The 25682-nt window shown below is 47.4% G+C and carries 28 protein-coding genes; 23 read left to right on the top strand and 5 right to left on the bottom strand.

The window, feature by feature from the left end:
- The first annotated feature begins 174 nt into the window (after positions 1-174).
- The 8 genes from AM231_RS11945 (at position 175) to AM231_RS11910 (ending at position 8418) form a co-directional block, all read left to right on the top strand.
- The gene (locus AM231_RS11945; RefSeq protein ID WP_054402801.1) at positions 175-1677 is read left to right on the top strand and encodes a glycoside hydrolase family 32 protein; all 1503 of its coding nucleotides are present in this window, start codon (positions 175-177) and stop codon (positions 1675-1677) included.
- On the top strand, positions 1674-3095 hold the full coding sequence (locus AM231_RS11940; protein ID WP_054402800.1) for a sucrose-specific PTS transporter subunit IIBC: 1422 nt from the start codon (positions 1674-1676) through the stop codon (positions 3093-3095). The genes AM231_RS11945 and AM231_RS11940 overlap by 4 nt, the downstream gene beginning before the upstream one ends.
- 209 nt (positions 3096-3304) lie before the next feature.
- On the top strand, positions 3305-4102 hold the full coding sequence (locus tag AM231_RS11935) for a Cof-type HAD-IIB family hydrolase (RefSeq protein ID WP_054402799.1): 798 nt from the start codon (positions 3305-3307) through the stop codon (positions 4100-4102).
- A 239-nt stretch (positions 4103-4341) separates the two neighbouring features.
- Positions 4342-4776 carry a MarR family winged helix-turn-helix transcriptional regulator gene (locus AM231_RS11930; protein WP_054402798.1) on the top strand — a complete coding sequence of 145 codons (435 nt, stop codon included), beginning with the start codon at positions 4342-4344 and terminating at the stop codon, positions 4774-4776.
- 118 nt (positions 4777-4894) lie between these two features.
- Positions 4895-5932 (top strand): NADH:flavin oxidoreductase/NADH oxidase, encoded by a 1038-nt coding sequence (locus tag AM231_RS11925; protein WP_054402797.1) that lies wholly within the window; start codon positions 4895-4897, stop codon positions 5930-5932.
- 291 nt (positions 5933-6223) lie between these two features.
- Positions 6224-6586, top strand: a complete 363-nt coding sequence (locus AM231_RS11920; RefSeq protein WP_054402796.1) for a PadR family transcriptional regulator — start codon at positions 6224-6226, stop codon at positions 6584-6586.
- Complete coding sequence (locus AM231_RS11915) at positions 6570-7589, top strand: HAAS signaling domain-containing protein (RefSeq protein WP_242615130.1); 1020 nt, start codon at positions 6570-6572, stop codon at positions 7587-7589. Before AM231_RS11920 ends, AM231_RS11915 begins: the two co-directional genes overlap by 17 nt.
- A gap of 313 nt (positions 7590-7902) precedes the next feature.
- On the top strand, positions 7903-8418 hold the full coding sequence (locus tag AM231_RS11910) for a hypothetical protein (RefSeq protein ID WP_242615129.1): 516 nt from the start codon (positions 7903-7905) through the stop codon (positions 8416-8418).
- A gap of 231 nt (positions 8419-8649) precedes the next feature.
- Here AM231_RS11910 and AM231_RS11905 read toward each other — a convergent pair whose 3' ends face one another.
- Positions 8650-9522 (bottom strand): glycine-rich domain-containing protein, encoded by an 873-nt coding sequence (locus AM231_RS11905; RefSeq protein WP_242615128.1) that lies wholly within the window; start codon positions 9520-9522, stop codon positions 8650-8652.
- 351 nt (positions 9523-9873) lie between these two features.
- Between AM231_RS11905 and AM231_RS11900 the strand changes: the two genes are divergently transcribed.
- The 3 genes from AM231_RS11900 (at position 9874) to AM231_RS11890 (ending at position 11124) form a co-directional block, all read left to right on the top strand.
- Entirely contained in the window at positions 9874-10074 is a 201-nt protein-coding gene (locus AM231_RS11900; protein WP_054402794.1) for a hypothetical protein, read from the top strand.
- Positions 10075-10098: 24 nt separating this feature from the next.
- Entirely contained in the window at positions 10099-10380 is a 282-nt protein-coding gene (locus tag AM231_RS11895; RefSeq protein WP_053492889.1) for a hypothetical protein, read from the top strand.
- A gap of 117 nt (positions 10381-10497) precedes the next feature.
- Positions 10498-11124, top strand: a complete 627-nt coding sequence (locus AM231_RS11890) for a DedA family protein (RefSeq protein ID WP_054402793.1) — start codon at positions 10498-10500, stop codon at positions 11122-11124.
- A gap of 26 nt (positions 11125-11150) precedes the next feature.
- Here AM231_RS11890 and AM231_RS11885 read toward each other — a convergent pair whose 3' ends face one another.
- Complete coding sequence (locus AM231_RS11885) at positions 11151-11375, bottom strand: hypothetical protein (RefSeq protein ID WP_242615127.1); 225 nt, start codon at positions 11373-11375, stop codon at positions 11151-11153.
- Between the two features lie 247 nt (positions 11376-11622).
- Here AM231_RS11885 and AM231_RS11880 point away from each other — a divergent pair, with 247 nt between their 5' ends.
- Genes AM231_RS11880 through mnhG form a run of 6 tightly spaced genes read left to right on the top strand, consistent with a single transcriptional unit; the run spans position 11623 to position 17449 of the window.
- Positions 11623-14481, top strand: coding sequence for a Na+/H+ antiporter subunit A (locus tag AM231_RS11880; protein ID WP_054402792.1), 2859 nt, complete (start codon positions 11623-11625; stop codon positions 14479-14481).
- Between the two features lie 2 nt (positions 14482-14483).
- Positions 14484-14822 (top strand): Na(+)/H(+) antiporter subunit C, encoded by a 339-nt coding sequence (locus AM231_RS11875; protein ID WP_053492893.1) that lies wholly within the window; start codon positions 14484-14486, stop codon positions 14820-14822.
- A complete protein-coding gene (locus AM231_RS11870; protein ID WP_054402791.1) occupies positions 14815-16296 on the top strand; it encodes a Na+/H+ antiporter subunit D in 1482 nt (493 codons plus the stop codon). The genes AM231_RS11875 and AM231_RS11870 overlap by 8 nt, the downstream gene beginning before the upstream one ends.
- Before the next feature lie 4 nt (positions 16297-16300).
- Positions 16301-16780 (top strand): Na+/H+ antiporter subunit E, encoded by a 480-nt coding sequence (locus AM231_RS11865; protein WP_054402790.1) that lies wholly within the window; start codon positions 16301-16303, stop codon positions 16778-16780.
- Positions 16777-17070, top strand: a complete 294-nt coding sequence (locus AM231_RS11860; RefSeq protein ID WP_053492896.1) for a Na(+)/H(+) antiporter subunit F1 — start codon at positions 16777-16779, stop codon at positions 17068-17070. The genes AM231_RS11865 and AM231_RS11860 overlap by 4 nt, the downstream gene beginning before the upstream one ends.
- Positions 17054-17449, top strand: a complete 396-nt coding sequence (gene mnhG / locus AM231_RS11855) for a monovalent cation/H(+) antiporter subunit G (protein ID WP_054402789.1) — start codon at positions 17054-17056, stop codon at positions 17447-17449. The genes AM231_RS11860 and mnhG overlap by 17 nt, the downstream gene beginning before the upstream one ends.
- A 92-nt stretch (positions 17450-17541) precedes the next feature.
- Here the strand turns inward: mnhG and AM231_RS11850 are convergent, their stop codons facing one another.
- Positions 17542-18198: a TVP38/TMEM64 family protein gene (locus AM231_RS11850; protein ID WP_054402788.1), complete on the bottom strand. Its 657-nt coding sequence runs from the start codon at positions 18196-18198 to the stop codon at positions 17542-17544.
- Positions 18199-18433: 235 nt separating this feature from the next.
- Here AM231_RS11850 and AM231_RS11845 point away from each other — a divergent pair, with 235 nt between their 5' ends.
- Complete coding sequence (locus AM231_RS11845; protein ID WP_054402787.1) at positions 18434-19300, top strand: YitT family protein; 867 nt, start codon at positions 18434-18436, stop codon at positions 19298-19300.
- A 160-nt stretch (positions 19301-19460) separates the two neighbouring features.
- Here AM231_RS11845 and AM231_RS11840 read toward each other — a convergent pair whose 3' ends face one another.
- Both AM231_RS11840 and AM231_RS11835 read right to left on the bottom strand, forming a co-directional pair.
- Positions 19461-19673, bottom strand: coding sequence for a hypothetical protein (locus AM231_RS11840; RefSeq protein ID WP_053492899.1), 213 nt, complete (start codon positions 19671-19673; stop codon positions 19461-19463).
- A gap of 52 nt (positions 19674-19725) precedes the next feature.
- The gene (locus tag AM231_RS11835; protein ID WP_054402786.1) at positions 19726-20298 is read right to left on the bottom strand and encodes a thymidine kinase; all 573 of its coding nucleotides are present in this window, start codon (positions 20296-20298) and stop codon (positions 19726-19728) included.
- 384 nt (positions 20299-20682) lie between these two features.
- Between AM231_RS11835 and AM231_RS11830 the strand changes: the two genes are divergently transcribed.
- The 5 genes from AM231_RS11830 to AM231_RS11810 all read left to right on the top strand — a co-directional run bounded on the left by AM231_RS11830 (position 20683) and on the right by AM231_RS11810 (position 25681).
- Positions 20683-21459 (top strand): ABC transporter ATP-binding protein, encoded by a 777-nt coding sequence (locus tag AM231_RS11830; protein ID WP_054402785.1) that lies wholly within the window; start codon positions 20683-20685, stop codon positions 21457-21459.
- A 71-nt stretch (positions 21460-21530) separates the two neighbouring features.
- Positions 21531-22550 (top strand): aliphatic sulfonate ABC transporter substrate-binding protein, encoded by a 1020-nt coding sequence (locus AM231_RS11825; protein WP_054402784.1) that lies wholly within the window; start codon positions 21531-21533, stop codon positions 22548-22550.
- 35 nt (positions 22551-22585) lie between these two features.
- On the top strand, positions 22586-23449 hold the full coding sequence (locus AM231_RS11820) for an ABC transporter permease (protein ID WP_082341609.1): 864 nt from the start codon (positions 22586-22588) through the stop codon (positions 23447-23449).
- Positions 23446-24258 (top strand): ABC transporter permease, encoded by an 813-nt coding sequence (locus AM231_RS11815; RefSeq protein ID WP_054402783.1) that lies wholly within the window; start codon positions 23446-23448, stop codon positions 24256-24258. The genes AM231_RS11820 and AM231_RS11815 overlap by 4 nt, the downstream gene beginning before the upstream one ends.
- A 52-nt stretch (positions 24259-24310) precedes the next feature.
- Positions 24311-25681, top strand: coding sequence for an LLM class flavin-dependent oxidoreductase (locus AM231_RS11810; RefSeq protein WP_054402782.1), 1371 nt, complete (start codon positions 24311-24313; stop codon positions 25679-25681).
- Position 25682 lies beyond the last annotated feature (1 nt).

Raw genomic sequence — 25682 nt, 5'->3', positions numbered from 1 at the left:
ACTAAAAAAAGAGGAACCGGTTCCAATGATTGATTTTCTTAGCGTTGGAACTGAGTTCATTATTTTTAACATTGGTTGGAACCGGTTCCAACCAAGCTTGAATACTGCTGTTCTCATCATTGTTTTTCAAGAAATGTTGGATGTTTGAGAAGCTCATTTATAAGGAGAAGAGATATGGACAGAGAATGGAAATACCGACGCCTGGATCAGGCTTCTCCCGAAGAGATCGCTTCCTTGAAGGCCCAAGTGAGCCAAAGTGAATGGAGGCAGAGGTATCATATACAGCCTATTATGGGGCTGCTGAATGATCCTAACGGATTTTCTTATTATAACGGGGAATATCACTTGTTCTATCAATGGTTTCCTCTTGGTACGTTTCACGGCTTGAAATATTGGTACCATACTTCTTCGAAGGACCTCGTACACTGGCAAAACAACGGTATTGCTATTGAGCCAGGACACCCACATGATGCGTATGGCGCCTATTCGGGAAGTGGAATTGTGAAAGACGACAAGCTGCATCTAATGTATACCGGAAATAGCCGGGATGAAGAGTGGAATCGGCATTCATATCAATGCATGGCGGTGATGGACCGGGGAGGTACCATTACGAAGCTCGATAAGCCATTAATTGATCAAGTTCCCGACGGATATACCGAGCACTTTCGTGATCCGAAAGTATGGAGGGACGAGGATAAGTATCGCTTCGTTATCGGTGCTCAAAGGGTGGATCAGACTGGAACAGCAGTAGTGTATGAATCGCCGAATTTGCTGAATTGGACGCATAGAGGGGAGATCCATACCCGCCTCGACCATTTTGGCTATATGTGGGAATGTCCCGATTATTTCGAGCTGGATGGTCAGGGAGTGCTGTTGTTCTCGCCGCAAGGATTGAGTCCACAGGATGACCAGTTTCAGAACATATACCAATCCGGTTACATCTTGGGCAGACCGCTTGATAGAGAGTCGCTGAAGTTTGAGCACGGAGCATTTCACGAGCTGGATAGAGGCTTTGATTTCTATGCACCGCAAACCACGCTGGATGAGAAAGACAGGCGCATCATGGTAGCGTGGATGGGATTGCCGGAGATCGAGTATCCAACAGATTCCCATGGCTGGGCTCATTGTTTGACTCTCCCGCGTGTCCTTACTTTCCGGGAGGGTAAGCTGATACAGCAGCCGGTTCCTGAGCTGGAAGTGCTGCGTGAAAATGCAGTGGAGGCAGCGGATACGCTTCACAGTGAAGCGAAAAGTTACGCTGGGATTCATGGGGAAGTCTTCGAGATGATATGCGAATTTCATGATATCGAGGCAGACGTCGTTGGTATTGAATTTCGGGCTGGCGAATCGGAGCGCACCGTCATCTGGTATGACACTCTGACGCAGAAGATTACGCTGGATCGCACTTCGTCAGGTGAAACAATTGTCAGTAATCATGGATCAACACGATCCTGCGTGCTGGAAGCAAAGGGAGATTCGATCAAAATCCATCTCTTTGTAGATGTATCATCAGCAGAGCTGTTTATCAATGATGGCGAAGAGGTATTCACAAGCCGTATCTTCCCTAAAAAGGACAGCCGCAATATTCGTTTTTTTGCAAAGAACGGCAGTACCGGCTTGAAAGTCGCGAAATGGGATCTTTGCCAAGCCGTATATGATAAAGAAGGGATTGAATGAAGATGGCAGCGGATAATCGGGAAATCGCAAAGCAGGTAGTGGATGCCATTGGTGGTAGGGAGAACATCGCTTCGTTTGCCCACTGTGCCACAAGACTCAGAATTATGGTTAACGATCAGAAGAAGATCGACCAGAAGAAGGTTGAGAATATCGATAAGGTCAAAGGTGCCTTCTTCAACTCCGGTCAATACCAGATCATATTCGGAACAGGAACTGTTAATCAGATTTTTGAAGCGGTCGAATCACTCGGACTGGAGAGCACAAGCAAGGAAGAACTGAAATCCGAGGCGAAAAAAGCGGGTAATCCGTTCCAACGCGCGATTCGTACGTTTGGTGACGTATTTGTCCCAATTATTCCGGTGCTGGTCGCCACGGGCTTGTTCATGGGATTAAGGGGATTGCTGACACAAGAAACCGTCCTCGCATGGTTCGGCTTGGTCCCGGATGATATATCGGCCAATTTCCTGCTCTTTACTCAAATTCTGACGGATACTGCTTTTGCCTTCCTGCCTGCTTTGGTGGCATGGTCCGCGTTCAGGGTATTCGGGGGCAGTCCCGTGCTCGGTATCGTGCTGGGTCTGATGCTGGTTAACCCGGCCCTGCCTAACGCGTATGCCGTTGCGAACGGTTCGGCCGAGCCACTCATGATTTTCGACTTTATTCCTGTTGTCGGCTATCAGGGATCAGTACTTCCAGCCTTTTTCATCGGGCTGCTCGGCGCTAAATTTGAAAGATTCTTAAGAAAACGGATACCTGAAGCCATTGATTTGATTGTTACGCCATTCTTAACCTTGCTAGTCATGATTCTTCTCGGTCTGTTTGCGATTGGGCCTGTCTTCCACTCTTTGGAAGAGGTCGTGATGAACGTAACAACGTACCTGCTGGCGCTGCCATTCGGCATCGCGGGTCTCGTGATCGGCTTCTTTAACCAGATTATTGTTGTCACTGGAGTGCATCATATTTTCAACTTCCTGGAAATTCAACTGCTTGAACAGACAGGCAGCAATCCGTTTAATGCGATTGTGACAAGTGCCATGGCAGCTCAAGGTGCTGCTTGTCTGGCTGTCGGACTCAAGACGAGAAACAAGAAACTTAAGGCATTATCTCTGCCATCCGCATTCTCGGCTATGCTCGGAATCTCGGAACCGGCAATCTTCGGGGTTAACCTTCGTTATGTACGACCTTTTGTTATTGCCTTGATCGGCGGTGGCATCGGCGGTTTCATGGCTTCCATCTTCCAGCTTAAGGCCACGGGTATGGCAATCACCGTTATTCCGGGAACGCTCTTATACTTGAATAGTCAGCTCCCGCTTTACATTCTGTGCAACGTTACAGCGATGGCCATCACCTTTGTGTTGACCTGGATGTTCGGATTTAATGATAAAATGCTGGATGAGGTTCGTTCGGAAGCAAAATAAGACTTGAAGAAGTCCGCCTGTAGGGCGGGCTTTTTTGTATTTATTGTACAAGAGAATCAATGTTCACACATGGTTAATGAGCTATTCTGGTGAATGAGATTAGCGCCTTATTCTAGCTGCTGATTGGAAAAAGCCTTGCTCTGAAATGCTTTTCATCCCGTATAATGCCTGTGCAGGCATAACTATATAGAAGTGAGGAGATTTCCTGGATGAAGAAATTGATATTTTTTGATATAGACGGGACATTATTGGATCATGACAAAAAAGTAAAGGCAACGACGAAGGAGTCCATTCGCGAATTGCAAGAAGCCGGCCATATCGTTGCGATCGCGACTGGGCGTGCTCCTTATCATTTTGAAGAGCTGCGCGAGGAGCTTGACATCGATTCATATGTGTGCTTAAACGGTCAATATGTTGTTTATCAAGGACAACCGGTCTACGGGAATCCGATAGCGCAGGAGGCTTTGCAGCAGCTGACGGAGCAAGCCGTACAGCTTGACCATCCCATCATATATGCAGGCAGCGAAGCGATGAAGATGAATGTAACCGAGCATGTTCATATTGATTCCAGCTGGGGAGAATTAAAGCTAACGATCCCGGAGTATGATCCTGAATATTATGTGGGTAGAGATATTTACCAGGCTATTATATTCTGTACGGAGGAAGAAGAGGCGGTCTACGTCAATCGATTCGCAGGACAGTGCGATTTCGTACGTTGGGGACCTTATGGAATTGATGTGCTGCCTGCCGGCGGCTCCAAAGCTGGAGGCATCAAACAACTGGTACAGTTGCTCGAATTCGATCTGGAGGATACGATCGCCTTTGGTGATTATCTCAATGACCTGGAAATGCTCGCTTACGTGGGTCATGGAGTAGCTATGGGTAATGCACCTGAAATCGTGAAGCAGGCGGCCAGGCACGTCACACGGGATGTCGATCAAGATGGAATACGGCACGGCCTCCGCATGCTGGGCCTGTTGAACAAGGAATTGAATAAGAACGCATGAGTCTTCTGCCCAGTAGGACACCTTAAAGCCTGCCGGAACATGGATAATATATGAAGTAATAAGGCTGGCGAGTTTTCGGGTATATAGGAAGTAATTGGATTGGCAGTTTTTCTGGTGTTTTGACAGAGTGAGGTTTGACGGCGGAAACAGGGGCTTGTTATTATTAATAACTAATAGTGACCCGTCAGATGGCGAAATGTTTCATCGTGCGGGAATTTACCGGAACAGGTGGAGACATGATGTCACCCGATCACACGCATAATTTGATAACGAACTGGTTATCTTTGACGCAGATTCAGGCGATGATTACAAACGAGTTGGAACAAGCGCTCCAGCAGAAACACGACCTATCGTTAAATGAGTTTTATGTTCTATTATTTCTGTCCGAGGCTCCCGGTCAACAGCTGCGGCTTCAGCAGCTCCAAACGATGGTGGGGCTGAGCCAAAGCGCGATGTCGAGGCTGGTCAGCCGCTTTGAAGCCAAAGGCTGCGGCGCAATGCAAAGAGCCATCTGCGAGAATGACAGAAGAGGCATTTACACGTCGCTGACTTCCATTGGCGAGGAGAAGCTGCAACGAGCCAAGAGCACATTCCAGGAAGTATTGGAGCAGCAATTCGCATCGCCAAAAATGAAACATGGGTTAGAAAATGTTTTGAAGCATATCCAGAATTAGCTGGATTTCGATAACCATTCTTGACGAATGGTTATCATTTTGTTATTTTAAATGCATGTGCATGCATTTATTTATTTGAGAATGAGTTTATATAGTTTACTTGAGGGAGCGTGTTACGATGGAACATTTATTTACCCCATACCGCTTGAAAGCTCTGGAACTGAAGAATCGGATCGTTATGCCACCTATGTGTCAGTATTCCGTAACGAACAAAGACGGTATAGCAACAGATTGGCATTATCTGCACTATACAAGCCGGGCAATCGGCGGAACGGGTCTCATTATTGTAGAAATGACGGACGTTGAGCCGGATGGCCGTATCTCCGATTATGATCTCGGTTTATGGTCAGATGATCATATCCCGGCTTTGTCACGCATTGTGGATGCGATTCACCAGCATGGCTCGAAGGCAGCGATCCAGATTGGGCATGCCGGACGCAAAGCGGAGGATGCTGAAACACCTGTGGCTCCATCCGCGATTCCCTTTGATGAGAATTCCAAAACACCAAGAGCACTTACAACAGATGAAGTTAAGCAGATGGTGGAGAAATTTCAAATGGCAGTGCGCCGCGCGATCAAGGCTGGATTTGATGCGATTGAACTGCATGGGGCTCACGGTTACCTGATCCATCAATTCCATTCTCCATTGACCAATCAAAGAACGGATGAATATGGACAGGATTTAACCAAGTTCGGTAAAGAAGTCATTCAAGCCGCTAAACGTGAAATGCCTGCCGATATGCCGTTGATCATGCGGATTTCTGCTCAAGAATATGTAGCCGGAGGCTATGGTATCAAGGAGAGCATCGCGTTCTCCAAGGAATACCAGGCTGCAGGTGTGGATATGTTCCATGTCAGCTCAGGTGGTGAAGGTCCTTTTGCTGCGGCAGGAAGCCCGGGCACGCATGCGGCCTATCAAGTTCCACTTGCAAGACAGATGAAAGAAGCACTGCAAGTCCCGGTTATTGCCGTTGGACGCTTGGATGAACCTGCACTAGCGAATGCCGTGGTTGGGAACGAGGATGCGGATCTCGTCGCTGTGGGAAGAGGGATGCTCCGTAATCCTTATTGGGCATTGGAGGCGGCGACGGTACTCCAACAAGAGACCGCGATCCCAACGCAATATCAGACCGGATTTCCCCGAGTTTCAAGATAATGATGAAACATATATGCTATTCACAGCAGATAGACTGAGCTTTGACTTAGGATATTAAGGATGACATCCTGTAGACTCACGATCAGATGATTATTACTGAAGGTTATCTTAGGGTTTAACTGACCTAAGATAACCTTTTTTTGTGTTTGTAAGGCAAGTTACCTATAGATGCAGAATGTTGAGTGGGGGATCACATCATAATTATATTTGAGATTGTTATAAAAAAATAATTATTAGTCTATATACAATAGTGTACGACATACAGTATAATAATTTCCAGGAGATGATGATATGTCAGAAGAACAGGATATTCTGCACAGCTTGGTCCAGGAGCTTCGGCGAGGGACGATTATTCTGGGTGTGCTTAGCCAATTATCCAAACCACAGTATGGTTATTCCTTGGTGACCATTCTGCAGGAGAGGGGAATCAGTGTGGAAGCGGGGACACTGTATCCTTTGCTCCGACGGTTGGAGAAACAAGGCTTGCTTGAGAGCGAGTGGGATACAAATGAAGCGCGTCCGAGGAAATACTACATCATCAGTTCAACTGGTAAGGACATATATCAAAAGCTGTACGAAGAATGGAAGGGTATGATGACAAGTCTCGAAGGGCTGGTTCATGACAAGGGGGACGAAGATGATGGATCTGATTAAGCGCTATATTTATGCAGTCACGCAGAAACTTTCAGAGTCGCAAAGAACAGAGATTGAGAAAGAGCTTCATGGCCTTATCGAAGATATGCTGGAAGACAGGGGGGCCCATGTAGAAACTGCAACTAATCAGGAAGTGGAGCAGGTTCTGCTTGAGCTCGGTCCACCCGAAGAAATGGCAGCAAGATACAGAGGAAGAGAACGATATCTCATCGGTCCCGGATTGATTGATAGTTATAAATCTGTCTTGCGGATTGTATTGTACTCTCTGGGCATCCTGCTTAGCTTTGCATATATTGTGGACTTCTTCACGAGTTCCGAGCCTGCCGGCGAGCTGCTTATCGAATACTTTGTCTCCCTGTTGAATGGGGAGATTCAAGCGTTCGTCTGGGTCACGGTGATATTTGCCTATCTCGAATACCGCGGTACTAAGCAAGTTCCCAAAGATGCATGGAAACCGTATGACTTGCCCATAATCCCGGATCCAGCCACGCAGATTAAACCGATCGAGCCGGTGCTGGGTATTATATTCTCCTTGCTGTTCTTCGTGTTGTTCACGTTCTCGATTGATCTGATTAGCGTATATCGATGGGATGAGTCCTTGGTTGCCATACCCGTATTTGCTCAGGCGGCGTTTGCCAAGTATTTGCCGCTTATTTGGATACTGACGGCTATCGGCATTCTACAAGATATCATCAAATTAATTGCGAGAAAGTGGACACCGCAGGTTGTTGTTGTTCGAGTTGTTTTTAACATAGCTTCGGTAATTGGAGCGATTATCTTGCTCTCCGATACAACGATTTGGAATCCAACGTTTATGGATCAGCTTGTTCAAGCAGGTACATTAACACCGGGAAATGAAGCGTATGATGTGGTGAACTCCATTTGGGACCGAGCCAGGGAGGGCCTAATTTACGTCATTGTAATCATTGCGGTCATTGATACGGCATCCGTAATAATGAAGTTGTTCCGGAGCAAGGAAGGCAAAACGGTTCTTACAAAATAGAATTACTCACAGATAGAGTATGGGGTTATCCGTTTAGGATAGCTCCTTTTTGTTTAGTGAAAAGGAAGTATTAACCTCTTAGGCCGAAAGAAATATAGCAGGTACATCGAAAATAAGATTCCGTATTAAGCAGATTTGTATCTGAGAAAAGGATATGAATAGAAATGTTTTGCGGGGTTCAAGGGACTATAGGTGGTACGTGTCAGAAGAATAAGCATAGGATGATGAACGAAGCAAATCATTTTTTTGACGAAAATGTGAATTATATGTGTCAAAATTATGTACAATGGTGTTATAATAAGGTAAGAGTCAAATGAAAACCCTTACCGAAAGAACGGAGCTGATTATGATGAAATACGCAATTCACTATTCTACAAGAATGAAAGACGTTATTTTATTCTCTCTTGTCATTAGTGTTATCCTGTTCCAGGTAGCAACGGTGACGCAGTATTCCTATCCTGTCTTCTTCTATATGCAGATGGTTGTCAATGTCGTTGTTGTTGCAGCGCTGGCTATTGAAGGGTATGCCCGATTGGTGAAACGGGAAGTGGAAATTCAGGGAGATTCGAAGACGATTATGATTAACGGCGTAGAGATTCAGGCGGACCAGATCCGAGAGATTAAGGTTTCCGGGTGCCATAAAGCTACTTTCCATATCAGTCTCAAGGACAAGAATCTGAATCCAATGTACTGCTGTTTTAAATTTGATAATAAGAAATGTGAAGGAATCCGGAGTCTAACGCGCTGGGCTGAACGAAACCAAGTATCGGTACGTAAGGTCGGACCACAAACTCGTGCCGGCATGGTTCTGTCGTCATCCAACAGTTAATATGATGAAATTAATTCGAGGTTTACCCCTATAGAAGTGCCTCAACCATCCATGATGGTCTCGGGCGCTTCTTTGTTTTCAAGCCCGAAATTTCCAGAAGGCAAGGATCGATATAGCGGAGTATACGCATAAATATAATAAGCAGGGGCTAGAGATGATCTTCTCAGGCTCCTGCTCGATGAACGATTTGCCCTTTAGGAATGGCGGACGTGCTATATTTATCAATCTAGATTAACTGCTGCAGCCACTGCCACAACTGCTGCATGAGGACCCACTACTGCAAGAAGAGTCGCCACTGCATGAAGAACTGTCACCTGGGTCCGAGCCACCGGATCCACAAGCGGAAGAATATGTGCATGAGGAGCTGCTATGGTGTTTCTGAAGCTCTTGCTCATCCGGAATCATATGCTCTCTAAATTGATCCGGTGAGTTCCAGGCAAAATAGACGGCGGCTGCTAGAAGCACATCACTATTTTGGAAGCTGACTCTTTTCTCTTGACGGGGAGCTTCCGCTTGTGCGCTTTGAACCCTTTCCTGAAGATTCCGAATGACCGCATCCATAGCCGTACGCGCCGCTGGAAGTTTCTCATAGGTCCAGGCATTAAATCGCTTCTGGCCATGATTCACATTGAAATGGGAGGAAGTAATGGCCTCCAGCTCTTCGCGTGGCAGCGGTACGCGAAAGAAAGATCCCCAGAGCTTTGCGCTATATTCATGCCAGCCGAACAATTCTACATAGATCGTATCAAACCATGCGCGCTCAGTGGGTAAGAGGGTTTGTTCGTTGCCGGTATTGGGAGCATGATGGAGCATACGGCCCAGATACCGTTCCGAGAATTGCTGATATTCGTATGTATACATCAACATCTCATGCCATATTTCATCGACATCCCTGCTGAACATGGGCACTCGATCCAGAACGGCACACAGGACAAAGAACCGTTTTAGCTCTTGCCATCGCCATGCATATTCTTGTTCAGTCATGTCAGGATGTTCGCTTAATACCCGCTGTTTCAGCATGTCTTGATAGGTTGCAGGCAGCGCAGCTTCTAATCTGCTGGCTAGTTCACTTGCCGGACTGCCGGCTTTGACGATCGGGGGCAATTCAGGTGTAACTCGTGATGAATGTTTACGACTTCCATGCAGCTGTCGGCCTCTAATTTTACGTAACGAGTTCCAGATGAAATTACAAAAAGCAATGATAAAACTAAGGATCACTATGACTAGCAAAATTGTTATCCAGCTTGGTGAGTTTATTTTATGTACCTCCTGTCTTATCGGTCTTTGGTATACCTAAGGCTGATTTATGGATCACCAGTATAAATTATGGCAAATATGATGCGTGTTGACAATCGAATATGCGGGTTTTGACATAACTTGAATGCGTAGGGGATTATATGATACATTTTCGTGTGTGTCTTGAATGACGAAAACATGGAGTATAGGAGCAGGCATATGTTTACAGGTTGGAAACTATCCATACTGGGTATTGTTATCGTGGGTATTACTGGCATCATCGCGTCATATTTAGAACTGATCACATCTGGTCGGGCGATTGCGCTCTTTATTGTCTTCGTCCTGTTTATTGGGGCGCTTGAATTGCTGGAACGAATCAAAAACCGCAGCAAAAAGAAGAAGGAGGGTTCTTCCAAGTAAATACGAACACTGAGGAGGGACTTTATGAATCGGGTAGCCGTACAGCCTTACTACAAAATCATCCGGACGGTGGATGGACTTGACCAACGGATGGAGGAGCAAGCCAGGGAAATGATTTTGTATGAAGACCGAATCGTTACCAAGCATCGTCATTTTCCGATTAAGCAGGTGTTTGACCTGTCTTATCGTCCCATGGGGGATGGTGTAGGTTTATTATACTTGCATACCCAGCAAGGCGTGTATTCTTACACGTTGAAGGATGACCCCGAGTCGTTCATAACCGCATTCAAAAATCTTAATGTATAGCATGGAATGACCCTGGTCTTAAGTCCAGTACATATCCTCGTCTGCAGCATGTTTGAGAAGGCCATCTTGTCATATAAGCTATAAGATATATTCCAGCTCGGTTGAGGGGGCCAAGGCGTGGATACGCTACTCGATTTCATTGAACAGATTGGGCACTATGCATTATTTCTCGTGTTATGCCTTGGATTGGTCGGTCTTCCAGTGCCAAATGAAATCGTGGCTATGACTGGCGGTGCGCTTGCGGCATCTGACATCTTATCTACGCTTCCGTCCTTTATGATGACTTTTCTGGGGGTATGCTCGGGATCGACGGTAGGTTTTTTGCTGAGTCGTTTCACAGCTAATAAGTTGTTACAGCGCGTAGGGGACAAATCAAGAATCCGTCAGTTTCTCGATGTGTCCGAACGGCTGACACAGCAATACGGCAATTATGCCATTTGCATTAGCGCGTTTTTGCCCATTCTTCGCAACGTTACGCCTTATGCGGTCGGCATGAAAGGCATGCCTTATGGAAGGTTTGCTTTATACTCGTACTCTGCCGCGTTTGCATGGACTCTCGGCTATTTTTCTTTGGGAATGTTTATGGGAGATCAGGTCGTAGACCATATTGGTGTTCTTATCAACCGTTATGGTTATTATGCGGGGGGAGCAGTTGTCGTATTGGTCGTGATATTGGTCACTCTGCGGGGAACTCGAAGGAAAAAGCAAAAGGAAGAGAACACAGATATACAGTTGCATGGGTAATCCGACTCAACTCGCATACCATAGCATCAACGTTCTTCCGGTAATGGGGTGTCTGGTGACCATCTTATGATTCTTACATATTCTCTTGGTGAGAAAGGCAGAGGTCCGGCATGTGGATCATGCTGCCATTGATTTATTCTGGTTGAGTAGGTTTCCTGCTGACCATCGGGGTGCGAAAGGATGGTTGCCGCGATTGCCGCTGCGAGGATAACAACAAACGTGAAAGCGCATACGATCACTTTTTTGATCATGATGACATCACTCCTTTGTAACAGTGATTTCCGGATGGCCTCTTTTTTATTCGGGCATACCCTTTGACAAAGCTTTCATCTCAAGATATACTGTTTTTCAGTGTGATTCGAAAAAATACCATATGGTTTTACCTGGAGGAGCCTGCCAACAGCGGGCTCTTTTTGTGTTTTTTTGGACTTATGCCTTATAAATGGGGAAATACTAGGTAAGAAGGAAAAAAACGGACTATAGGAGGAGGAGTAGACTTTGTCTTTGCTGCACATCGCCGTCATGGCACCTTTTATTGTAGCGCTTTTGATTATGTTGACTTACAAGCTCATCGGCCGCGTCCACACCGGATGGGTGATTTTGCCGGTACCGGTTGTTCTGTTTGCGTATTTTGTGGGTCTTCTTCCTGCCGTTCAGAGAGGTGAAGAGGTTCGGGCTGTTCTGGAATGGATACCAAGCGCAGGCATTCATTTTACTGTTCTTCTAGATGGATTGAGTTTGATTTTTGCACTATTAATATCCGGTATTGGCTCGCTTGTCGTTCTGTATTCCATCTTCTATATGGATAAGAACAAGGAAGCCGTTCACAGATTCTATGTGTATCTGCTCCTGTTCATGGGCGCCATGCTTGGTGTCGTCTTATCCGATAACCTGATGGTGCTGTACGGATTTTGGGAGTTGACCAGCATCTCGTCATTTCTGCTGATCGCGTTCTGGCATCATCGCGACCGCTCCAAATACGGAGCTCTGAAATCCATGCTCATTACTGTATTTGGTGGACTCGCCATGTTCGCAGGATTTATCCTGCTGTATATCATGACAGGCACATTCAGTGTAAGAGAGATTGCAGCTAATGTCGGGAGCATTGCGGATCATGGGTTATTTATTCCAGCCATGATACTGATTCTGCTTGGTGCCTTTACGAAATCCGCTCAGTTTCCTTTCCATATCTGGCTGCCGGATGCCATGGAAGCACCGACGCCGGTTAGTGCATATCTGCATTCGGCAACGATGGTCAAGGCAGGAATTTATCTGGTTGCCCGCTTTAGCCCGGTATTTGCCGGTCAGGCTTCCTGGTTCTGGATCATCGCGATCACGGGATTGACCACACTGACCTATGCATCAATCCGTGCGATCAAGCAGACGGATCTGAAGGCATTGCTGGCATTCTCAACCATCAGCCAATTGGGGCTGATTATGAGTTTGCTCGGCCTTGGCTCTGCCGCAGCTTATTATGGAGGCGGCGTAGATACGCAGCTCTATACGAAAGCAACGACTGCTGCCATCTTCCATTTGATCAACCATGCGATCTTCAAAGGCGCGCTGTTCATGGTTGTCGGTATCGTAGACCACGAGACGGGCACCCGGGATCTTCGGAAGCTTGGCGGACTGATGTCGCTTATGCCGATCACGTTTACCGTGGCGGTAATAGGGGCTTTTTCCATGGCAGGGTTGCCTCCATTCAACGGCTTTCTCAGTAAAGAAATGTTCTTTACGGCAGTCCTGCAAGCGTCTCATATGAATTTCTGGAATGCGGAAACCTGGGGTGTGCTGATCCCTGTCGTAGCTTGGCTCGCCAGCGTATTTACATTTTTGTACAGTATGCTCCTGGTCTTCAAAACCTTCACCGGGCGCTTCCAGCCTGAAAAGCTGGAGAAAAAGCCGCACGAAGCGCCGCTTGGCATGTTGATTCCCCCGGTTATTCTGGCATCGCTGGCTGTCGTATTCGGCCTGTTCCCGAATCTCTTGTCCCAAACCCTGATTGAACCGGCGATGGCTGCCATTCATCCAGGACTGCTTGGTGCAGAGGATCGGTTCCACGTAAAGATCGAGATGTGGCACGGCTGGACGACTGAAATATTTATGACCATCGGAATCATTATCCTCGGTACTGTTCTGTATAAGCTTCACAGTAGAACAAGTGTATTGAATTCTGCACTAACAAAGCGATGGACACTAAACAATTTGTATGACAGTGGACTGCGCATTCTTGAAAGAGGCGGGGAATCGCTGACCTCAACTTACATGACAGGTTCGCTTCGTCATTACGTCATTTACATTTTTGTATTTTTTATCGCCGTCCTGGGTGGAGGGCTTCTCCTGGTAGATCAGATCGGATTCGATATGACCTCTTACGCACCGATGTCCTTCTATGAAGCCGTCGCTATCTTGGGTCTTGTTATTCCGGTTATCGCGCTTCCGTTCGTCCGTACACGACTGATGGCCATTATTCTAACAGGTGCTGCAGGATATATGGTTACCTTGTTCTTTGTTCTGTTCCGGGCTCCGGATTTGGCATTGACCCAGATGGTTGTTGAGACGGTATCGGTCATGCTGTTCCTGCTCTGCTTCTACCATCTGCCGAGGCTGAAGCGGGAGAGGGTGCCGATGAGTTTGAAATGGAGAAATCTGATCATCTCAGCAGGCGTCGGTGCCGTTGTCACCTTGATTGCACTGGCTGCGAGCAGCGGCAGAAGCTTTGACTCTATCGCCGACTATTTCATTAAAGAGAGCTATAACTTGGCAGGCGGAAATAATATCGTCAATGTCATTTTGGTAGATTTCCGCGGATTTGATACTTTGCTTGAGATTACGGTGCTCGGCATTGCTTCCCTGGGGATCTATGCTTTGATTAAAGTCGATTTGGGTGAAGGGATTCTGGGCAAGCGGGAGCGTTATGAAGGGGCGTATCTGCCCGACAGTAATGATGTCATTCTGCGAACCATTTCCAAGGTGGTCATTTTTATCGTCGTAACCTTCTCTTGGTTCCTGTTCAACTCGGGACACCATGAGCCGGGTGGAGGATTTATTGGAGGTCTGATGACTTCTGCGGCGCTGGTTCTGTTATCGATGTCCTTCGGGATGGATATGACCCGCAAAATCATTCCGATCGAGTTCCGAAAGGTTACGGCAACGGGACTTGCCATCGCACTGCTGACGGGAATCGGTTCTTTCGTATTTGGTGCACCGTTCTTAAGTCATGCCTTCGGATACTTCAACCTGCCACTGCTTGGTGAAACGGAGCTGGCAACCGCGGTAATTTTCGACCTCGGCGTGTATTTAGCCGTCGTTGGTGTGACGATGACCATCATCCAATCGATAGGGAGGGATAACTGATCATGGAACTTTATATGTCGCTTGCCATCGGGATTATTTTTGCAGTAGGGATTTACCAGATATTATCCAAAAGCTTACTGCGGATCATTCTCGGCACATCCCTGTTAACCCATGGTGTCCATCTGCTCCTGCTCACGATGTCGAGGCTGAAGACAGGCGCTGCGCCGCTGCTGGGAGAAGAGGCTTCGTCCTATGTTGATCCGGTACCACAGGCGCTGATCCTGACATCCATCGTTATCAGCTTTGGCGTTACATCGTTCTTTTTCGTTCTGGCGTATAAAGCCTATCAACGTTTGGGTACGGACAACATGGAGGAGTTAAGGGGGAAGTACGATGAATAACGTAATTGTTCTCCCGCTCCTCATTCCGCTGGTTACTGCTGTTATTCTTATATTCTGCTCCAAATACGTCCGCGCTCAGCGCTGGATCAGTGCGTTTAGTGTCATCGCAAACCTGCTCGTTGCACTGTTTATCGTCAATCAGGTCGATCATCAAGGCATTCAGACGCTTCATATGGGCGGGTGGCTGCCACCGTACGGGATTGTGTTCGTGGCGGATATGCTTGCGGCACTGCTTGTGCTCACGACGCTGATTGTAGCAACAGGCTGCTTATTCTATGCCTTTCGAAGTATTGGAGAGGAGAGAGAGAAGCATTACTTCTATCCGTTTTTTCAATTTTTGCTGGCTGGTGTTCTGGGATCGTTCCTGACAGGTGATCTGTTTAACCTGTTCGTCTGCTTTGAGGTGATGCTCATCTCGTCCTATGCACTGATCGTACTTGGTGGCACCAAGCGACAGCTGAGGGAAACGTTGAAGTACATGCTGATTAATATTATTTCGTCCACCTTGTTTGTCGCCGCCGTAGCTTACTTATATGGCACGGTTGGCACGTTGAACATGGCGCATCTGTCTCTGCGCGTGGCAGAGATCCAGCAAAGTGGGATCATATCGGTTATCGGACTTTTGTTCCTGATCGTATTTGCTTTGAAGGCAGGACTGTTTCTGTTCTTCTGGCTGCCCGGCTCTTACAGTGCTCCACCGGCAGCGGTTACGGCTTTGTTCGGAGCGCTGCTTACGAAGGTTGGATTATACGCGATTATTCGAACCTTCACGTTGATCTTCTATCATGATACCGGCGGAATTCACGCCGTCATTGGATGGATGGCAGCAGCAACAATGATTCTCGGAAGTCTGGGTGCAGTAGCGTATAAGGACTTGGGACGAATTCTGAATTATAACATCATCATCAGCGTCGGTTTTATTGCTTTTGGAGTAGCCGTAGCAAACGTAGACTCATTAAACGGAGCTGTGTTCTATCTGATGCATGACATGATCTCCAAGGCGCTGCTCTTCATATTGGGCGGGATCATCATTGCCACTGCCGGCGCGAACAAGCTGAGTGAGATGGGGGGCCTTATGAAGCGCCATCCTTTGGTGGGATGGATGTTCTTCATCGTTGCGCTGGCTCTGGTCGGCATTCCCCCTCTTAGCGGTTTCCTTGGTAAAGTGTTCATTGTACGCGGCGGATTGAGCGAGGGCCATTACTGGCTAACGGGGCTTGCACTGGCTTCAAGCCTTGCGGTGCTGTACTCTCTCATTAAAGTGTTTATGGGAGCATTCTGGGGCGAATCACCAGCACATACAGAATCACAAACCGTTATCATCCCGCGGACGGCATATGTCGCAGCGATCGGGTTAACGGTAATGGTTTTTGTCCTGGGGATCGGTTCCGAATGGGTTTATTCCTATACATCTCAGGCAGGTGCCGTATTATCTGATCCATCACTATATATTCAAGCTGTATTAAAGGAGTAGTGGTATGGGCCAACAAATCCTGTTAAATATCATGATTGCCGTTGTCTGGATGTTCCTGAACAGTGACTGGTCGCCCCAGCAGTTTATTGTCGGGTATCTGATTGGAATTCTGTTGATATATCTGTTAAGACGCTTCTGGCCGAATGACTTTTATTTACGCAAGCTGTGGTCGATCTTGCTGCTTTTGCTGTTGTTTCTGAGCGAGCTGCTTAAATCCAGCATCACGGTCATTCGGCAGATTCTAAGACCCAAGCTGGATGTTCAACCCGGCATCTTCGCGTACACCACCGAGTTAAAATCCGACTGGGAAATTACAGTGCTATCGTGCCTTATCTGCTTGACACCAGGTACGCTGACATTGGAGGTTTCGCATGATGGTCAGACCCTTTATATTCATGCGATGGATATCGAAGATGTTGATGAGCTGTCGAATCAGATCCGAAACACCTTCGAGAAGGCGATCAAGGAGGTGACCCGTACATGATTCAGAGCATGTTGATTGCCTCATTGGTGATCCTGTCGCTTGCCATTCTTGGCTGCCTGTATCGACTGATCAAGGGTCCTTCCATGAATGACAGAATCATGTCGCTGGATACGATCGGTATTATTCTGCTATCCATGATTGCTGTCTTGTGTATGCTGTTTAGGACCACGGTTTATTTCGATATTATTCTGCTGATCGGAATTCTAACGTTCATCGGTACTACAGCGCTCGCGCGATATATTGAGAGGGGTGATGTCATTGAACGCACAGACGATGAGTCAGATCGGTGAGTTTCTGATTGCACTTATGGTGCTGCTCGGCGCTTTACTTGGCGCTCTTAGCGCATTTGGCCTGATTCGTCTGCCGGATGTGTATATGAGATCGCACGCCGCTACGAAAAGCGCTACACTCGGGGTTCTCCTGATCCTTGCAGGTGCATTTCTATATTTCACCTTCTACCTGGAGCATGTCAGTGCAAAGCTATTGCTAGGGATCATTTTCGTATTCATTACAGGTCCGGTCGCGGGTCACTTGAACGGACGGGCGGCCTACCGCTCAGGTGTGTCCATGTGGGAGAAAAGCGTTCACGACGACTTGAAGCCAGCTCTCAAGCGCGAACGGGAGCGGATGCGCGAGTCCTCGAACGCTGATCATCCCGGGAAGGGTTGACTATAGGTACAAGTATCCTGATACATCAACTGAACATAACAAGACCCGCCTGTCCTGCTACTTAGGATGGGCGGGTCTTGTTATGTTGTAACTTAACGTTTCTTCTTCTTATTATTGCTTATTACAACACTGTCTGTGTGTTCCTCATGGTGATAGCGGTTTTCCATCTTTTTGCCGGCCAGCCACAGCAGCCAGAGTACGAAGGCTGCGATGAGGATCCGCCAAGGCTGGTGAATAAAAGCTTGCCAGTCATGGCCGATGAAGGCAACCATGAAGATCATGACGGACTTTCCTGCCATAACGGCAATCGTGAAGGTCGTTGCCGAGACCGTGCTTATGCCTGATGCGATATTGATCAGCGAGGAAGGCGTGAAGGGAAAGCAGTACATGATAAAGATCGGCGTGAAGCCCTTCTCTTCAATCCAATGGAAGAAACGCTGCGATCCCGGCATTTTCTTTTGAATATACATGCCCAGGTTGCCTCCCAGCTTGCGAACAATCCAAAACACCGAAATGGATCCCAGGCAAACCCCGATCCAGGACAGGAAGAATCCCCACCATAAACCATAGGCTGCGGAATTTCCCATCACCAGCACGATGAGGGGCAGGATGGGAAGAAACGCCTCAATAAATGGAAGCAGTATGCCCGGGATGGGCCCAAGCTGTGAATACTGCTCTAGCCAGCCCTGTACTTGATCCATATTAATTTCTTTCAAATGGGTCCATAAGTTCTGTAACCATTCCAACATGATGAGTAAATCCTTTCCTGCATTTGGGTGAAATTATGTATATTTCTGGTCGATTGCGGACGAAGTATATTATAGCATAAATGGGTTCGATATCATAAATGGCAAGCGAGTAATGGAAATGACAGTTGATATGAAGGTGAAGAGCTTCCTAAGTTGACATGCTATTCCTTTTTTTAATACAATTGTTCTTCGACAGGCATTATTTGCATGAAACATGAACTAAAAGGAGAATGGCATGGTCAAAAATCACAAGAAAATGACAATCGGCGAAATTGTTAAGCGACTCATCTTTATCACAGTGGGTGCGATCATGATGGCCGTGGCGCTTGAAATATTCCTGGTGCCTAATGAAATTATCGACGGTGGCATCACGGGTATTTCTATTGTTCTATCAGCAATTACACCCATTAATCTGGGTATATTCCTGTTCCTGATCAACTTGCCGTTTCTATTCATCGGTTATAAACAGATCGGAAAGACTTTTGCTTTCTCTACCTTATATGGGATTATCGTATTATCCGTTGCAACATCCTTTCTGCATCATTTCGAACCGTTTACGAATGAGAAGATTCTCGCGGTATTGTTCGGCGGGCTGATATTAGGTCTTGGTGTAGGATTGGTTATCCGTTATGGGGGAGCACTGGACGGGACGGAAATCGTGGCGATTCTGTTGTCCAAAAAGCTGCGGATTCCGGTAGGACAGATCATCATGTTTATCAACATATTTATTTTTATCACGGCAGGATTTGTATTCGGAGCGGATTCGGCCATGTATTCAATCTTCTCTTATTACATAGCGGCAAAAGTAATGGATATTGTGGTAGAGGGCTTGGACGAATCCAAATCCGTTACGATTATATCCAATGAATATGATGAGATTTCCAGCGCCATCATGCAGCGTCTGGGCAGAAGCACGACAATGATCTATGCCAAGGGCGGGTATTCGCAAGAGGAGACACAGATGATCTATTGCGTTATCACAAGGCTGGAAATTGCGAAGCTGAAAACGGTTGTGCAGGAGATTGATAAGAGTGCATTTATTTCGATTCAGAATGTTGCCGATGTGTTGGGCGGAAGCATGGCGAAGTCCGACATACACTAGAAATTTAGGATCATCGTGAGTTAGTAGCGGTTTTTTGCAGCTATGTCTGCAGAAGACCGCTGTTTTTTTATGCGAGGGAGAGGTACGGATTGCCTGGGGAGAGTATCGATAGTTCTATCAAAGAGATGGGAAACAAGATGGCTTCCAGGCAATCCGACAACTACTTCCGTACTTCAAAAAATTCACACTCATCCCGCTTATGGTAACCTAACGAGCTTACACTGGATTGGGTAATGATGGTCTCGTCCGTAAATCGGATAACCAGACTTCCTGAATCAATCAGATGGTTATCCTTGAAGATGCGTATGCGGATCTGCTGCTCCATTACTTCTTGAAAATCCTTGTCGGTCAATAATGGTCTGACAATAGGCATGGTTCAACCTGCTCCTTTCCTAGGGTGGGTATAGCTTGGCTAGGTAGTCGATCTATGCTAAAGGAGGATGAGTATGGCATTTGCGGCAGACAGGGAAGTAGGTATCATTCCCGCCGATCAGAATCTGTTCACCGTCATACACGGGTTTGCCGTCGATGACGCGTAGATTCATGATGGCTTTGCGCTCGCAGAACCAGCAGATCGTCTTCATTTCTTCGATTTTATCGGCATAAGTCAGCATCCAGCGACTGCCTTCGAACAGCTCGTTGCGAAAATCGTTCTTCAAGCCGAAGCCCATTATAGGCACATCAAGTTCGTCTACAATACGAACCAGCTGCAGAATGCTATGCTTGGACAGGAATTGGCATTCATCCACCAGTACACAGTAGGGCTTAGGCTGATGCTCCTTTACGATCCCGTAGATATCGGTTGTTTCCGACACCGGTATCGCTTCGCGGCGCAGGCCAATTCGTGAAGAAATGTAGCCGACAGCATCCCGGTCATCGATAGCGGACGTAAAGAGAAGGACCGGTTTGTTCTGTTCTTCATAGTTATGAGCAACTTTTAGAATTTCGATGGATTTACCACTGTTCATAGAACCGTACTTAAAAAACAATTGAGCCATGATTTCGTTCCCTTCTTATTAGGTGGTGCCATACAGCATCAATGAATTGCGTATTAATATTTTATCGCTTTTAGGCATGACGTGCAGAGTATATTGTCGCATTTTTGAGCGTCATTTGTCCATGGGGCTTACGAGGATAAGTAAGCTCTGAATGGTGGATGGATTGGATAAAAAAGGGTTGACAGCCTTACACGACAATTGTAATATAGCCTCATACCAAATTAATACCGAGTTAATCGACCAGTAAACTGGAGATATAACGCCGAAATTTAAGTACATCCCATTCGAGGTACTTAGACATGCGTGATATCTCTTTTTTTTTTATGCTTTTTACCAAGTAAACATGTAGGATTAATTAATTTATGGACTGGAGGGTGTATGAATATGTCAGCGGACACGTTAATCATTGAACAGGTAAACAGAGTCTTTCAAACCCCGGCTGGAAAAGTTACAGCACTCAAGGGAATCGATTTGCGGGTTCGAAAGGGAGAATTCATCACCTTGATCGGTCCGAGCGGCTGCGGCAAGAGCACCTTGCTAAAAATCGTTGCTGGGCTGGATACATCATACGAGGGCAGTGTCTTGCTGAATGACAAGCCTATATCGGGACCCAGTATTGAGAAGGGATTTATTTTTCAAGAGCCGCGCTTGTTCCCGTGGCTGACGGTGGAGAAGAATATCGCAGGCAATCTGTCGCTGAAGCACAAGGATGTCCGCAAGAAGGTGGAAGAATATATTGCGCTTGTCCGGCTAGAAGGCTTTGAGAAGGCATATCCACGGGAGTTGTCGGGTGGAATGGCTCAGAGAGTAGCAATCGCCCGTGCTCTGCTGCGGAATCCGGATGTGCTGCTGCTGGATGAGCCGTTTGGTGCCCTCGACGCTTTTACGCGCTCTCATATGCAGGAGGTGCTTCTGGATATTTGGCAAAATAACCGTACAACGATGCTCTTTGTTACCCATGATCTGGATGAGGCTGTATTCCTTGGCGAGCGTGTCGTCATTATGAATCCCAGACCTGGTCACATCCGTTCCATCCAGCCTATCGATCTGCCATTTCCCCGCAAACGGACCAGTTCATCCTTTCAGGAACTAAGGACCAAGGTTCTGCGCGAGTTTGAGAAAGTAGAAGAGCCGGAGTTCGATACGGGGGCTGGTATTTAAAATTGAAAATACAAGATCTATAATCGGCCATCCGGTCAGATGAAAGATAGATAACCAGGGGGAGTTTCCTTATGAAAGCTAATCATACGAAAATAACGATCATGCTGTTTCTAGCCATAGCCATTTTGGTTTCAGGCTGCGGGAGCAATGGCAGCCAATCCAAAATTAAAGCCGCAGAGAAAGGGCGGAACGGTAAATATCAAGATGTAACGGTCAGACTTGGAGTTCAAGGAAGCGGCGGTTTGTTCGGTAAGGCGCGTGAAGAGAAGTGGTTCGAAGAGGAAATTGGCAAGCTGGGGGTTCAAGTCGAGTGGGCGGAATTTCAAAGCGGTCCCCCGATGACCGAAGCGATGGCCTCGAATCGGCTGGATTTCGCTGGGCTTGGCAATATGCCGATTATCGCTGCACAAGCAGCGGATATTCAGTTTAAGGTCATATCGCAGAGCCTGCATGGACAGAAAAATGTAGCCATCATCGTGCCGCCGGACAGTACAGCACAAACGCTGAGTGATCTGAAGGGGAAGAAGGTTGCAGTGACCAAGGGTAGTAATGCTTTCAATTTTCTCTACCGGGGCTTGGTGGATCAGGGTGTCCAGGTGTCTGATATTGAGATTATCCAGCTTCAGCCTGATGAAGCTCAACCAGCCTTCGATTCCGGGAGCATTGATGCTTGGGCAATCTGGGACCCATATATTACGCTGAACACCCTTCCAGGCAAAGGCAAAGTGCTGGTAGATGGCGAGCAGCTTGGTGTTCTGTCCCCATCGTTCCAGATCGTACGCAAGGAATTCGCGGAGCAATATCCAGATCTGGTTACGCTGTATCTAAAAGTGTTGAATCGAACGCTGGCATGGGAGAAGGACAACGAGGCTGAAGCCCTTAAACGTTATGCTGATGAACGCGGCATTCCTCAAGAAGTGATCCAAGCGACTTTTAACCGATCCAGATCCATTAACATCCCGGTATCGGATGAGATTATTGCTGAACAGCAGAAGACAGCCGATTTCCAATTTGAGCAAAAAACGATTCGCAAAAAGATTAAGGTTCAAGAGGTATTTGACAATCAATATATTGAGGCAGCATCCAAATAAACATCAAATAATAAATTCTAACGGGGGGAGCCTGAATGCTTCAAGATAGGATCAGTAAAGGGGCGGTGATTGTGCCGGCCAAGCCTGCCCAGCCTCTAAAGCAGCAACTTGATCGCAAGTGGCTGTTGAAGCTGACAAATGTACTCATTGGCTGGCTTGTTCCGATTCTAATCGTATTGACGTGGCAGATTGCCGGCGTGTTAGGTTTGCTCAATCCGATCCTGCTTCCGACTCCGCTGGAGATTTGGAACGAATTCGTTCTATTGGTGAGCACTGGCGAATTGATCAGCCATTTGGGGGTATCGTCCTGGCGTGCCTTGCTTGGATTCCTGCTTGGGGGCAGTCTGGGGTTAGCTGCGGGCATATGGGTCGGATTCTCCTACAAAGCGGAGCGACTCGTCGATCCCTCGCTGCAAATGCTGCGAACCCTACCCCATCTGGCGATTGCGCCATTGTTTATATTATGGTTCGGTTTTGGAGAAACATCGAAAATACTGCTAATTGCAAAAGGATCATTTTTTCCTCTCTATGTAAATACATTCCTGGGCATCCGGTCGGTGGATAACAAGTTGTTTGATGTTGCGCGTGTTCTGCAGTTCAGCCGCTGGGATCTGATCCGCAGGCTGATCATACCGGCTTCTCTGCCCAATATATTTCTCGGCATTCGCCTATCGATTGGGGTTGCATGGCTTGGTCTGGTAGTAGCAGAGCTGATGGGAGCAAGCTCCGGGATTGGCTATTTAATCAACGATGCCCGCTCTTTCTCTTGGACGACGGTTGTATTTGTCGGAATTATCGTATTTGCACTTGTCGGCAAATTCTCGGATTCGATCGTGAAATGGTTTGAGAACAGGCTGCTGCGCTGGCAGGACAGCTATAAGGGGGCTGACAAACGTTGAAGAATCAACAAACAGCCATTCGTAGAACCGCAGAGCAGGGGTGGCTGAGCTTTATCCCTTGGTCACTGCATGCCTGGCTTGTACCTGTAGCTATTGCAGCACTATGGCAAATGGCTGGTGGATTGGGCTGGATCTCACAGGCCCTGCTGCCCACTCCGCTTATGATTGCCAAGCAATTCGTTCATTTGGGAGTTAGTGGTGAGCTGTGGGGGCATTTTGAGGTCAGCATCCTGCGGGCATTCTCAGGTTTTATCCTGGGTAGTTTGACGGGCCTTGCTCTTGGGATGTCTACTGGACTTGGCAGCATGGCAGAGCGCACCCTGGATCCGTCGATCCAAATGCTGCGCACCGTGCCGCTCTTGTCGCTGATCCCGCTGTTTATTTTGTGGTTTGGTATCGGGGAGTTCTCGAAGATATTGATGATTTCTCTCGGTGCGTTCTTCCCGGTCTATGTGAACACATTCCTTGGCATTCGAAGCGTGGATGCAAAGCTGTATGAAGTTTCGAGGATCTTCCAATATTCCAAGCTGCAGCTGCTGACCCGGCTGATCCTCCCTTCCGCTTTGCCGAATATACTGCTTGGCATTCGTTTGTCACTCGGCGTTTCCTGGCTTGTTCTGGTCGTTGCGGAGATGATGGGGACCAGCGCGGGCATCGGCTATATGATTCAAGACGCCAGAGCCTATTCGCAGACCGATATCGTATTTGTAGGCATTATAATTTTTGCAATGATAGGCAAGTTGTCCGATTCCAGTGTTCGTCTGCTTGAAACCAGGCTATTGAGCTGGAGAGAGACTTATAAGGGCTAATCCGAGGGGACTCAGAGCTTAGTCAATGTGGATGAGAGGGAGTGTTATAACAATGGTAACGAAGAATCGAAGAGATCGACAGATGCACCTGGGTGCATTCATTTATTATACTGGTCATCATCATGCCGGATGGCGCCATCCTGATTCCGACGTGGAGGGGATGTTCGGCATCGAATTGTACCAGCAGCTTGCCGCTACCGCGGAGCGAGGAAAGTTCGACATGATGTTTTTGGCCGACTTGCTGTATGTGACTCATGTCGAGAATTCCGCTTCCGGTATGCTGGACCCCTTAACGCTGCTATCAGCTCTTTCTACTGTTACGGACAAACTGGGTCTGACCGCCACGGTCTCCACCACATACAATGAGCCGTACAATGTGGCAAGGAAATTCGCTTCCCTCGACTTCATCAGCGGAGGAAGAGCAGGCTGGAATATCGTGACGTCCCAATTGGATCTTGAAGCTCATAATTACGGGAAGCCGAAGCATCCCGAGCATGGCCTTCGATATGAAATGGCACGTGAGTTTGTTGAAGTGGTAACCCGTTTGTGGGACAGCTGGGAAGATGATGCACTGGTGCTTGATCGGGAGTCGGGCAGATATGCGGATGGGTCCAAGGTGCATCCGGTAGATTACACAGGGAAATGGTATTCTACTAAAGGTCCTCTGAATGTTCCCAGACCTCCACAAGGCTATCCCGTGCTCATTCAAGCCGGCTCTTCCGGACCGGGACAGGACTTTGCAGCGCAGTATGGTGAAGTCATCTTCACAGCACAGCAGTCCAAGAAGGCAGCGCAGGATTTCTACGCAAGTGTTCACTCGAAGCTGCCAAGCTATGGCCGGGAGAGCAGCAGTCTGAAAATTATGCCGGGGCTCTCGCCTGTCATTGGAGCTACAGAGGAGGAGGCATGGCGCAAGTTCCACGAGCTGCAGGAGTTAATCCCTCCAGCCTCGGCCATTACCGTTCTGTCCGGATTTTTGAATTACGATCTGACCGGTTATCCACTGGATCAGCCGCTGCCAAGAAACATACCGGATCCTGTAGCGGCTTCCAACGGTATGAAGAGCAGGGTCCAGTTATACATGGATATGGCGTATCAGGATAATCTGTCTATTCTGGAGTTAGGCAGAAAGATCTTGTCCTCGCGGGGCCATATGCAGTTTGTGGGTACAGCTTCACAATTAGCCGATTTGATGCAGGAGTGGTTTGAAGATTATGCTTGCGATGGATTTAACATTATGCCGCCGGTATTGCCGGGCGATCTGGACGATTTCGTGAATTTGGTGATCCCTGTATTGCAAGAGCGAGGATTGTTCCGTACCGAGTACAGCGGCAGCACGCTGAGAGAACATCTGGGTCTGGCGCGTCCCGAAGTGGGACATTTTCGCCAGGAAGCTCCTCAGGCAGCAGCCGAAATAATCTAAA

The organism is Paenibacillus solani (genome assembly GCF_001277345.1).
Taxonomy (GTDB): Bacteria; Bacillota; Bacilli; order Paenibacillales; family Paenibacillaceae; genus Paenibacillus_AQ; species Paenibacillus_AQ solani.
This window is presented reverse-complemented; position numbering and strand designations above follow the sequence as displayed.

What these genes read in the sequence shown, in the direction of transcription:
- AM231_RS11820 (WP_082341609.1), top strand. Translation starts at nt 22,586, where the DNA reads ATGCTTCAAGATAGGATCAGTAAAGGGGCGGTGATTGTGCCGGCCAAG.
- AM231_RS11930 (WP_054402798.1), top strand. Translation starts at nt 4,342, where the DNA reads ATGTCACCCGATCACACGCATAATTTGATAACGAACTGGTTATCTTTG.
- AM231_RS11835 (WP_054402786.1), bottom strand. Translation starts at nt 20,298, where the DNA reads ATGGCTCAATTGTTTTTTAAGTACGGTTCTATGAACAGTGGTAAATCC.
- AM231_RS11875 (WP_053492893.1), top strand. Translation starts at nt 14,484, where the DNA reads ATGGAACTTTATATGTCGCTTGCCATCGGGATTATTTTTGCAGTAGGG.
- AM231_RS11840 (WP_053492899.1), bottom strand. Translation starts at nt 19,673, where the DNA reads ATGCCTATTGTCAGACCATTATTGACCGACAAGGATTTTCAAGAAGTA.
- AM231_RS11825 (WP_054402784.1), top strand. Translation starts at nt 21,531, where the DNA reads ATGAAAGCTAATCATACGAAAATAACGATCATGCTGTTTCTAGCCATA.
- AM231_RS11865 (WP_054402790.1), top strand. Translation starts at nt 16,301, where the DNA reads ATGGGCCAACAAATCCTGTTAAATATCATGATTGCCGTTGTCTGGATG.
- AM231_RS11845 (WP_054402787.1), top strand. Translation starts at nt 18,434, where the DNA reads ATGGTCAAAAATCACAAGAAAATGACAATCGGCGAAATTGTTAAGCGA.
- AM231_RS11885 (WP_242615127.1), bottom strand. Translation starts at nt 11,375, where the DNA reads ATGATCAAAAAAGTGATCGTATGCGCTTTCACGTTTGTTGTTATCCTC.
- AM231_RS11915 (WP_242615130.1), top strand. Translation starts at nt 6,570, where the DNA reads ATGATGGATCTGATTAAGCGCTATATTTATGCAGTCACGCAGAAACTT.
- mnhG (WP_054402789.1), top strand. Translation starts at nt 17,054, where the DNA reads ATGAGTCAGATCGGTGAGTTTCTGATTGCACTTATGGTGCTGCTCGGC.
- AM231_RS11870 (WP_054402791.1), top strand. Translation starts at nt 14,815, where the DNA reads ATGAATAACGTAATTGTTCTCCCGCTCCTCATTCCGCTGGTTACTGCT.
- AM231_RS11920 (WP_054402796.1), top strand. Translation starts at nt 6,224, where the DNA reads ATGTCAGAAGAACAGGATATTCTGCACAGCTTGGTCCAGGAGCTTCGG.
- AM231_RS11940 (WP_054402800.1), top strand. Translation starts at nt 1,674, where the DNA reads ATGAAGATGGCAGCGGATAATCGGGAAATCGCAAAGCAGGTAGTGGAT.
- AM231_RS11830 (WP_054402785.1), top strand. Translation starts at nt 20,683, where the DNA reads ATGTCAGCGGACACGTTAATCATTGAACAGGTAAACAGAGTCTTTCAA.
- AM231_RS11910 (WP_242615129.1), top strand. Translation starts at nt 7,903, where the DNA reads ATGAAAACCCTTACCGAAAGAACGGAGCTGATTATGATGAAATACGCA.
- AM231_RS11925 (WP_054402797.1), top strand. Translation starts at nt 4,895, where the DNA reads ATGGAACATTTATTTACCCCATACCGCTTGAAAGCTCTGGAACTGAAG.
- AM231_RS11945 (WP_054402801.1), top strand. Translation starts at nt 175, where the DNA reads ATGGACAGAGAATGGAAATACCGACGCCTGGATCAGGCTTCTCCCGAA.
- AM231_RS11900 (WP_054402794.1), top strand. Translation starts at nt 9,874, where the DNA reads ATGTTTACAGGTTGGAAACTATCCATACTGGGTATTGTTATCGTGGGT.
- AM231_RS11935 (WP_054402799.1), top strand. Translation starts at nt 3,305, where the DNA reads ATGAAGAAATTGATATTTTTTGATATAGACGGGACATTATTGGATCAT.
- AM231_RS11850 (WP_054402788.1), bottom strand. Translation starts at nt 18,198, where the DNA reads ATGTTGGAATGGTTACAGAACTTATGGACCCATTTGAAAGAAATTAAT.
- AM231_RS11895 (WP_053492889.1), top strand. Translation starts at nt 10,099, where the DNA reads ATGAATCGGGTAGCCGTACAGCCTTACTACAAAATCATCCGGACGGTG.
- AM231_RS11810 (WP_054402782.1), top strand. Translation starts at nt 24,311, where the DNA reads ATGGTAACGAAGAATCGAAGAGATCGACAGATGCACCTGGGTGCATTC.
- AM231_RS11860 (WP_053492896.1), top strand. Translation starts at nt 16,777, where the DNA reads ATGATTCAGAGCATGTTGATTGCCTCATTGGTGATCCTGTCGCTTGCC.